The sequence below is a fragment of the Mesorhizobium sp. WSM4844 genome, from assembly GCF_055811775.1.
This window is the reverse complement of record NZ_JBVVQB010000102.1, coordinates 1-9712: the sequence shown is the minus strand read 5'-3', so window position 1 is coordinate 9712 and position 9712 is coordinate 1. Positions and strand designations below refer to the sequence as shown.

8 protein-coding genes and 1 pseudogene are annotated in these 9712 nt (G+C 64.5%); 6 read left to right on the top strand and 3 right to left on the bottom strand.

Features of this window, described 5'->3' with window-relative positions; translation table 11 throughout:
• The first annotated feature begins 90 nt into the window (after positions 1 to 90).
• The 4 genes from AC0L2A_RS35330 to AC0L2A_RS35315 all read left to right on the top strand — a co-directional run bounded on the left by AC0L2A_RS35330 (position 91) and on the right by AC0L2A_RS35315 (position 4088).
• A complete protein-coding gene (locus AC0L2A_RS35330; protein ID WP_208602508.1) occupies positions 91 to 996 on the top strand; it encodes a sugar phosphate isomerase/epimerase family protein in 906 nt (301 codons plus the stop codon).
• A gap of 175 nt (positions 997 to 1171) precedes the next feature.
• Positions 1172 to 2185 (top strand): substrate-binding domain-containing protein, encoded by a 1014-nt coding sequence (locus AC0L2A_RS35325; RefSeq protein ID WP_473612818.1) that lies wholly within the window; start codon positions 1172 to 1174, stop codon positions 2183 to 2185.
• A 56-nt stretch (positions 2186 to 2241) separates the two neighbouring features.
• On the top strand, positions 2242 to 3039 hold the full coding sequence (locus AC0L2A_RS35320) for an ATP-binding cassette domain-containing protein (protein WP_077383235.1): 798 nt from the start codon (positions 2242 to 2244) through the stop codon (positions 3037 to 3039).
• On the top strand, positions 3036 to 4088 hold the full coding sequence (locus AC0L2A_RS35315) for an ABC transporter permease (RefSeq protein ID WP_473612816.1): 1053 nt from the start codon (positions 3036 to 3038) through the stop codon (positions 4086 to 4088). The genes AC0L2A_RS35320 and AC0L2A_RS35315 overlap by 4 nt, the downstream gene beginning before the upstream one ends.
• Before the next feature lie 9 nt (positions 4089 to 4097).
• Here the strand turns inward: AC0L2A_RS35315 and AC0L2A_RS35310 are convergent, their stop codons facing one another.
• Positions 4098 to 6797 (bottom strand): ATP-dependent helicase, encoded by a 2700-nt coding sequence (locus AC0L2A_RS35310; protein ID WP_473612815.1) that lies wholly within the window; start codon positions 6795 to 6797, stop codon positions 4098 to 4100.
• Between the two features lie 300 nt (positions 6798 to 7097).
• On the opposite strand from AC0L2A_RS35310, the gene AC0L2A_RS35305 reads away from it, so the two are divergent.
• Complete coding sequence (locus tag AC0L2A_RS35305; protein ID WP_473612814.1) at positions 7098 to 8003, top strand: dienelactone hydrolase family protein; 906 nt, start codon at positions 7098 to 7100, stop codon at positions 8001 to 8003.
• On the opposite strand, the gene AC0L2A_RS35300 is transcribed toward AC0L2A_RS35305, so the two are convergent.
• The gene (locus tag AC0L2A_RS35300; protein WP_473612812.1) at positions 8004 to 8909 is read right to left on the bottom strand and encodes an EamA family transporter; all 906 of its coding nucleotides are present in this window, start codon (positions 8907 to 8909) and stop codon (positions 8004 to 8006) included.
• Between the two features lie 89 nt (positions 8910 to 8998).
• Here AC0L2A_RS35300 and AC0L2A_RS35295 point away from each other — a divergent pair, with 89 nt between their 5' ends.
• On the top strand, positions 8999 to 9484 hold the full coding sequence (locus tag AC0L2A_RS35295) for an Lrp/AsnC family transcriptional regulator (RefSeq protein ID WP_128180780.1): 486 nt from the start codon (positions 8999 to 9001) through the stop codon (positions 9482 to 9484).
• On the opposite strand, the pseudogene AC0L2A_RS35290 reads toward AC0L2A_RS35295, so the two are convergent.
• Positions 9481 to 9712: pseudogene (locus AC0L2A_RS35290) on the bottom strand (hypothetical protein); the annotation flags it as partial. The gene AC0L2A_RS35295 and the pseudogene AC0L2A_RS35290 overlap by 4 nt on opposite strands.

Here is a 9712-nt window from a genome sequence, read left to right as displayed (position 1 = left end):
ACGCCCTTCGCCAGACCCCTCGACCTTGTCCCAAACCATCACCGGCAGAATGACCAAAACTAACCTCATCTTGCTCTGGGAAGGGTGACGATGCCAAACCCGCTTCTCGACATCAGGATCGGCACCATGGTGCGGGCCAATCTCGATGACCCGGCCGCCTATATCAAGGCGATCCTGCCGCTCGGCTTCGAAAGCATCCAGCCCTTCTTCTGGCAGACGCTGGGCGGCAAGGATCTTCCACGGCTGGCCGGCCAGATCCGCGAGGCGATCGGCGACGCCGACGTCGTCGTCTCCTCGCTCGGCGTCTTCGGCAATCCGCTGGAAAGCGGCGATGTCGATCGCGGCGTGCTTGACGCCTGGGAAACGGCCATCGACCATGCGCATCTGTTCGGCACCGCGATGGTCAGCGGCTTCACCGGCCGCCTCCGCGGCAAGCCGCTGCCCGACAGCCTGCCGCGCTTCCGCGAGGTCTGGGGACCACTGGCCCGGCGCGCCGCCGACAAGGGCGTGCGCATCGCCTTCGAGAATTGCGCGATGGACGGCAACTGGGCCGATGGAGACTGGAACATCGCCCATAATCCGGACGCCTGGGAGCTGATGTTCAATGAATTGCCCGATGACAATCTCGGCCTGGAATGGGAGCCCTGCCACCAACTCGTCTACCTGATCGATCCGATCCCGCAGATCCGCAAATGGGCGCCGCGCATTTTTCATGTCCACGGCAAGGACGCGACGGTGCGCTGGGACGTGATCCGCGAGCATGGCGTGTTCGGCCGGCTGCCGTTCGTGCAAATGCGCACGCCTGGCTTCGGCGACAGCGACTGGACGCGGGTGATCAGCGAATTGCGGCTGGCCGGATACAGGGGCGCCATCGACATCGAGGGCTGGCACGACCCGGTCTATCGCGGCGACCTTGAGATTACCGGGCAAGTGCGGGCGCTGGACTACCTCAAGCAATGCCGGGGAGGTGCGACGTATCTGCCGAACCCGGCGTGAGGCTAATGCATGTCGCGCAAAAGCATGCCCTCGGGCCTGACCCAATGGTGTGCAGCGGTTTTGCGGCAACGACATGCATCAAGCAGGGAGCCGGCCAGCGAAGCATTGCGGCGAGAAGCCGAAGCATTCGTCGAAGACCCCTCGGCTTGCGAGGGAACAAAGGGAGGATAAGTGCATGAGCATCACGATGAGAAGGACAGTTCTGCGCTCGACCGTCATGGCGGTCGCCACGGCGCTCGCCGCCGCAATCTCCACCTTGCCTGCCCAGGCGCTCGATGCCCAGTGGTGCAAGGACGTCCACATCCGCTTCTTCGTCGGCGGCGCCGAGGGCGACGCCTTCGGCACCATCGTCTACAATGGCGCCAAGCAGGCCGAGGCCGATCTTGGGCCGAAGGTCGACTACATCTTCTCCCAGTGGGATGTCGAGAAGATGGTGCAGCAATTGCGCGAGGCCGTCGCGGTCAAGCCCGGCGGCATCGCCATGATGGGCCACCCGGGCGATGCTTCGATCATGCCGCTGGCCGAACAGGCGCACAAGGACGGCATCAGGATGATGTACCAGAACGTGCCGGTGCCGAAGGTCACGGCAGCGTTCGGCGGCGGCTATGTCGGCGCCCAGCAGGAAGAGCAGGGCCGCGCGCTCGGCGCCGAGGCGTTCAAGCTGGCCGGGCTCAAGGCCGGCGACAAGGCGATCATGATCGGCCCGTTCGAGAACGAGAGCCGCGGCGCGCGCGAGCGCGGCACGGTCGCCGCCCTGAAAGAGGCGGGCGTCGAGGTCATCCAGCTCTCTTCGCTGCCGAGCGGCGAATGGGCTTCCGACCCTAATCTGGCCATTCCGGTGATTACCGCAGCACTCCTCAACAATCCCGATGTCAAGGCGGTTGGCTATCCCGGCGGACAGATGCTGGGCAACGTCCCGACCTACATGCAGGCGGCGGGCAGGAAGGCTGGCGATATCTTCAATTTCGGCTTCGACACCAGCCCGCAGATCGTCGAGGGCTTCAAGGGCGGCTGGGTCCAGCTGACGGCCGACCAGCAGCCGTTCCTGCAGGGTTATCTGCCGATCCTCAGCCTCTGCCAGCAGGTGGTGCTGGGCCTGGCGCCAATGAATGTCGACACCGGCGCCGGCTTCGTCACGCCTGACAATTACGAGATCGTCGCCGAGCTCGCCAAGCAGGCGCTGCGCTGACCTTTTGACACGGCTGCCGGTCTTGCGACCGCAGCCGGAACCAAGCGAGGATCGCCATGGCAGAACGCCTTATAGAGCTGCGCGACATCAGCAAGTCCTACGGTCAGGTCTATGCGCTGGGTGGGGTCAATCTCAGCGTCGACCGCGGCGAGGTGGTCGGCCTGATCGGCGACAACGGCGCCGGCAAGTCGACGCTGATCAAGATCCTCTCCGGCGTGGTCAAACCGACCAGCGGCGAGATCCTCATCCGCGGCCAGCCGGTGACCGGCTGGAGCGCCGCGCGCTCGCGCGACGCCGGCATCGAGACGGTATTCCAGGACCGGGCGCTGGCCGTGCAGCAGACGATCGTGCGCAACATCTTCATGGGCCGCGAACTCACCGGCTTTCTCGGCTGGCTGAAGGTCAACAAGGAAATCGAGGAGGCGAGCCGGCTGATGCGCGAGATCGGCTTCACCTCGAAAGTGTTCACGCCGCAATCGATCGTCGGCCAGCTTTCCGGCGGCGAACGCCAGGGCGTGGCGATCGCGCGGGCAATCTACAAGCAGGCCGACCTGATCATCCTCGACGAGCCGACGACGGCGCTGTCGCTGACCGAGACCGCCAAGGTCTTCCATTTCGTGCGCCAGGTGCGGGCGAGCGGACGGTCGATCCTGTTCATCGGCCACAACATCCACCACGTCTTCGACATCGCCGATCGATTCGTCGTGCTGGACCGCGGCAAGGTCGCGCTCACCGCCGACCGCAGCCAGGTCAAGTCGGCCGAAGACCTCATCAACTTCATGGAAGACGTCGCGCATCCGGGTGGATTGCCGGGACTGCACGACGCCGGCGACCCGGAGCAGAGAGCACGATGAGCAAGACGATGGAGCCCGATCTGCACGAGCCGTCCGCAGGCATCTCCCGTCCCGGCAATCCCCGGAAAGAGTGGAAACACCCATCCGATCACTGGATGCGCGGCTTCATCCTCGACAACCGCGCCGCACTCGGCACGCTTGCCGTGTTCGTGGTGATGATGACGGTGTTCATGATCGCCAACCCGACCGTCTTCACCACCTGGTATCTCTACAGTTCCGTGCTCACCACGCTGCCGGTTGCGCTGTTCGTGGTGGTGCCGCTGGTCTTCGTCGTAACCTGCGGCGACATCGACCTGTCGTTTCCGGCGACGATGGGTTTTGCCTCATGGGTGTTCGCGCTGGTCGTGCAGGCCGGCTACGACCCGTTTCTCGGCATCGCCGCCGCCATTGCAACGGGCACGTTGCTCGGCTTCCTGGTCGGGTCGCTGGTCGTCTATGGCGGGCTGTCGTCGCTGATCGCCACCCTCGGCATGAACTTCCTGCTGCGCGGCCTGATCCAGATCATCAACGAAGGCAGGTCGACGGCGCTGACCAGCCTTGTCGACAGCTGGGCGTACAAGATCTTCTCCAGCCAGCTCTACGGCATCCCGGTGCAGATCTTCTGGGCCATCGGCTTCGTCGTGCTGTCGGCGCTGCTCTACAACAGGCATCGCTTCGGCGCGCAGGTGAAGGTGGTCGGCGACAATCCCGACAGCGCCCAGCAGATGGGCATCGACGTCAAGCGCGTGCGGGTGAAAGTGTTCGTCTTCGTCGGCATCGGGGCGGCGATCGCCGGCACCTTCTCGGTGATGATCAACTTCACCTGGTGGCCGACGGCCGGCGACGGCTATTTGCTGCCGGTGCTGGCATCGGTGTTCGTTGGCGGCACGCCGACCTGGGGCGGCGTCGGTACCGTGGTCGGCGGCGCCATCGGCGCCGTCACCGTGTCGTTCATCCAGACCGGCGTCGTCGCGGCAGGCCTGAGCGGCTTCTATGTCCAGTTCTTCAACGGGCTGATCATCATCCTGTCGCTGCTCGGTCACAAATGGAACCAGGCGCGGTATCGGTGAGGGGGAGACTCACACCCCGGTGACAAACCCGTCCAGCACGCGTTTCTGGCCGGCCTTGTCGAAGTCGATGGTCAGCTTGTTGCCGTCGATGGCGGCAATGTTGCCGTTGCCGAATTTCTGGTGGAAGACGCGGTCGCCGACGCTGAAGGCCGACGGCTTGTCGGCAACGGATTTGGCGACCAGTTCGCCGTCGATGGTGCGGCCCTTGATCGAGGTACGGCCGGCGCCATAGCCACTGTCGGTCTCGCCATAGCCGATGCGCTCGACCTGGTGGCCGGAGCGCGAGCCCCAGTTGCGGTCGGTCGCCTCGGTGCGGTTCTGCTGCGCGCGCTGCCAGCCCGGCGTTGCATAGGTGCTGGAGAAGGCGCCGGATTTTTCTGCGCCGACATTGTCGAAGCGCGAAGCGCCGTAAGGATTCTGCCGTCCTGCCGCCTGGCCGCCCCGTCCGGAGGCGAAGGAGCCGCCGCCATAGGCATTGCCGTAGCCGCCATAGGAGTTGCCGCTCTCGGCGACCTCGACATGGGCTTCCGGCAATTCATCGAGGAAGCGCGACGGGATCGTCGATTGCCACAGGCCGTGGATGCGGCGGTTGGAGACGAACCACAAATGCAGGTTCTTCTTGGCGCGGGTCAGCCCGACATAGGCCAGCCGCCGCTCTTCCTCCAGCCCGGAGCGGCCGCCCTCGTCGAGCGCGCGCTGATGCGGGAACAGTCCCTCCTCCCAGCCGGGCAGAAAAACCGTCTCGAATTCGAGGCCCTTGGCCGAATGCAGCGTCATGATGTTGACGGCGTCGAGCTCGGCGTTCTGCTCGGCATCCATCACCAGCGCTACATGTTCGAGGAAGGAGCGCAGCGATTCGTACTCCTCCATGGAGCGGATCAGTTCCTTGAGGTTTTCCAGCCGGCCGGGCGCTTCTACCGAGCGGTCGTTCTTCCACATGTCGGTGTAGCCGCTCTCCTCCAGGATGGTCTCGGCCAGCTCGGTGTGCGGCGTGGTCTCCAGCGCCTTTTGCCAGCGCTCGAAATTGGCGGCAACCTGGCGCAACGCTGCGCGCGGCTTTGGCTTCAGCTCGTCGCTCTCAGCGAGTTTTTCCGCAGCCTCCAGCATCGGGATGCGCAGCGCCCTGGCGGTGTCGTGGATCTGGCGGATGGTGGCTTCGCCCAGCCCGCGCTTCGGCACGTTGACGATGCGCTCGAAGGCGAGGTCGTCTGCGCCTTGCGCGACGACGCGGAAGAAGGCCAGCGCGTCGCGGATTTCGAGGCGCTCGTAAAAGCGCGGGCCGCCGATGACGCGGTAGTTGAGGCCGAGGGTGACGAAGCGGTCCTCGAACTCGCGCATCTGGAAGGACGCGCGGACAAGAATGGCCATGTCGTTGAGATTGTGCTTCTGCCGCTGGTAGGCCTCGATGGTTTCGCCAACAGCGCGGGCCTCTTCCTCGGAATCCCAGGCGGCATGGACATGCACCTTCTCGTCATCCTCGGCGATCTTTTCGGTGAACAGCGTCTTGCCGAAGCGGCTTTCATTGTGGGCGATGAGGTGGGAGGCGGTGCCGAGGATGTGCGCGGTGGAGCGGTAGTTGCGTTCCAGCCGGATGATCGTGGCGCCGGGGAAATCCTTGTCGAAGCGCAGGATGTTGTCGACTTCGGCGCCGCGCCAGCCATAGATCGACTGGTCGTCGTCGCCGACGCAGCAGATGTTTATGGTGGACCTAGCTCGGCCTTCGGATGAAGAGCGCCCAATCTCCCCCCTAGAGGGGGAGATGTCGCCGGAGGCGACAGAGGGGGGCGCTGTCCCTCCAGCCTGTCGGCGCGAGGCACCCCCCTCTGTCCTGCCGGACATCTCCCCCTCAAGGGGGGAGATCGGCTTGGCATTCGGCCGCTGCGCCAGCAGCCGCAGCCACATGTACTGGGCGGTGTTGGTGTCCTGGTACTCGTCGACAAGGATGTAGCGGAAGCGCTTGTGGTATTCCTTCAGCACGTCCGGATTGGCGCGGAAGATACGGATCGGGTGGCACAGGAGATCGCCGAAGTCGCAGGCGTTCAGCGTCTTCAGCCGCTCCTGATAAGCCTTGTAGAGTTCACGCCCCTTGCCGTTGGCGAAGGCGCGGGCGTCGCCCTCGGCAATCTCGGCGGGGCCAAGCCCCTTGTTCTTCCAGCCGTCGATCATCTGGGCGAACTGCTTGGCCGGCCAGCGTTTGTCGTCCAGTCCTTCGGCCTGGATGAGCTGCTTGATCAGGCGCACGACGTCGTCGGTGTCGAGAATGGTGAAGTCGGATCTGAGCCCGGCAAGTTCGGCGTGGCGGCGCAGCAGCTTCACTCCAATCGAGTGGAAGGTGCCGAGCCACGGCATGCCTTCGACATTGCCTTCGCCGATCAGCAGGCCGATGCGCTGCTTCATCTCGCGCGCCGCCTTGTTGGTGAAGGTGACGGCGAGGATCTGCGACGGGAAGGCCTTGCCGGTGGCGAGGATGTGAGCGATGCGGGTGGTCAGCACGCGCGTCTTGCCTGTGCCGGCGCCGGCCAGCACCAGCACCGGACCCTCGGTGGTTTCTACCGCCAGCCGCTGCTCGGGGTTGAGCCCGTTCAGATAATCGGGTGCATCGGCATGGCCGCTGCGGGCAGCCATGGCGCGCGCAGCAATGCCCGACGGGGCCACGGGCCGCGCGTTCGGTTCATCAAAAAAAGGCATATCTTCCGAAAAGCCGGACATCTCCCCCGAATGTAGTGATTCGGCAGCGAAAGGCCAGAAGTGTCTCCGTTTTGTTCTCTGTCCAGGCGGGGGAGTTGCAAATCCTATGGCACGCCAGCCATAGCGCCGGCCTGCTCGACAGGCACGGCGGATCGGAGAAAGTGGGACAGCGCACCAGTCGAACGGTGTCATCCTGGACCAGCCGCCGGTCTGGCGGACCTGCGCTTGCGTCAGCAGCGCCTCACCGATCCGTGACTGGACCGTGCGGGCTTCTACCCTATCTTGCGCGGCGGACATGTTCCCGAAGCCGAGGAGAGCGCCATGACAAAACCGAGCCCTGCCAACCCCGCCGTCAACAGACCCGCCATTACCCAGGCTATGATCGACGCCTATGACGAATACACGCATCTGACGCTCGACCGGCGGCGCTTCATGGAACAATTGACCAGGCTTGCCGGATCAGGTGCGGCGGCCGCCGCAATCGCGCCGCTGCTGGCGGCGAATTCAGCCCGGGCGGCGATTGTTGCCGAGGACGATTCACGCGTGACCGGCGAGGACATCAGCTATCCCGGCAGCGGTGGCGAGATGAAGGGCTATCTGGTCAAGCCGGCCGGCCAGTCCGGCAAGCTCGGCACCGTCATCGTCGTGCATGAGAACAGGGGGCTCAACCCGCATATACGCGATCTGACGCGGCGCGTGGCGCTGGAAGGCTTCGTTGCGCTCGCCCCGGATTTCCTGTCGCCGTTCGGCGGCACGCCGGCCGACGAAGACAAGGCGCGCGAGCAGTTTTCCAAGCTCGATCCGGCGCAAACCACTGCCAATGCGGTCGCAGCGGTCGCTTTCCTCAGGGGCAGCGAGGACGGCAACGGCAAGGTCGGCGCGGTCGGCTTCTGCTGGGGCGGCGCCACGGTGAACACACTGGCTGCCAATGCGCCGGATCTGGCTGCCGCTGTCGCCTATTACGGCATGCAGCCGAAGGCCGAGGATGTGCCGAAGATCAAGGCGGCGCTGCTGCTGCATTATGCCGGGCTCGACACCCGCATCAATGCCGGTATCGACGCCTTCAGGAAGGAGCTCGATGCAGCTGAAGTCGAGTACACGATCCATGTCTATGAAGGCGCCAATCATGCCTTCAACAATGACACGTCGGCGGCTCGCTACGACAAGAACGCGGCGGACCTCGCCTGGGGCCGGACGATCGCCTTTCTCAAGGAGAAGCTTGCCTGATCAGGCATTTGCCGGTTTGTGAAAAGCGACGCCGGCCACCACCAGCGCGATGCCGATGCAATCGGTTGGGCTGGGTATCTGGCGGAGCACAATGACGCCGATCAGCGTGGCGGTGACCGGCAGCAACGACAGCATCAGCGCGAAGCTCGATCGCGGCAGCCGCGACATGGCAAGCTGGTCGCAGATATAGGGGATGACCGAGGAGCAGATGCCGACGCCGATGGCGGCGATGAGCAGTGGCGGCGCCGAGAAAGCCGGCAGCGCATCGGTGAAGCCGATCGGCAGCACGATGAGGCAGGCGACCGCCATGGCAGCGCCCAGGCCGGCGATGCCGTCGCCAGCGCCGGCGCGGGCAACGCGATGGCCAAGCACGATGTAGCCGACGAACAGCGCGCCGTTGAGGAAAGCCCAGAACAGCCCGATCGGGTCGCTTGACCATTTGACGTCGATCAGCAGCAAGGTGCCGGTGACGGCAACGGCAAGCGCTGCGAGGTTGCGCCGGCTTCTGACGCCGATCAGCGCAACGCCGATGGTGCCGACGAATTCGATCGCCGCGACCAGCGAGATCGGCAAGCGGTCGAGTGCCAGGTAGAAGGAGCAATTCATCACGCCGAGGCAGGCGCCGAAGGCGAGAAGCAGCAGCCGTGTCGGCCGGTCGGCGCGGGCGAAGGCCGTCCACGGCCGGGTCAGCGGCGCAAAGACAAGGGCGGCGGTGACGATGCGCAGCCAGGCCATGCCAAGCACGCCGACATGCGGGAAAAGCAGCACGGCGAAAGCCGGCCCGAGATAATGAAACACAGCGCTGACACCGAACCAGACATGCGGCGGCAGCGATGTCGCCAGCTTGCCAAAGGCAGAGCCGGCGAGGGCAGGGATAGCAACTGGGGCTTGCGCTTGATCATCCATAGGCTCATTATCGCAGGCAGATTTACCTGTTTATATGGGCAATGGCCAATCAAAGAGATCGTTTATTCTCCTGAACAAAGGAGTTTTCCCTGAAACGCATTCGAAACGAAAATGCTGATCTGGATGCGGCGGATCTGAAAATCCTGCGCCTGCTGGAAAAGGATGCGCGCACCAGCACCGCCGAACTGGCGCGCTCGGTCGGCCTGTCGGCGCCGAGCGTGGCCGAGCGCATCAAGCGGCTGCAGGAGAGCGGCGTGATCGAGGCCTATACTGTGCGGATCAACCCGGCCGCGCTCGGCATGAAGCTGTCGGCATGGCTGCGGATCAGGCCGGTGCCCGGGCAGTTGGCTGCGGTCGCCGAGATCATCCGCGACTTGCCGGAAATCGCCCAGTGCGATCGGGTGACCGGCGAGGACTGTTTCATCGCGCTGGCGCATGTCGGCTCGGTGGCCGAACTCGAACGGGTGATCGACCGCATCATTCCGTTTGCGATGACCAACACCGCAATCATCCAGTCGTCGCCGGTGGTGGCGCGTTCACCGCTTGCGGCAGTGTTCGTCAATACATCAGCTTAACTGGAAAAAGTCGCGCCGCCCCTCATCGCCCCGCCGGGCACTTCTCCCCGTATAGTGACGGGGAGAAGGACGCTGTCATCAATGGTTTCGCCAATTTGCGGGCGTTGCTGAAAGAGCGCCGAGGCTGCGGCAAGCTCCCTTCTCCCCGTCTCTATACGGGGAGAAGGTGGCGGCAGCCGGATGAGGGGCGGCGCAAACGCCCCCGAAAAATGCGACTGGAGGACGAGA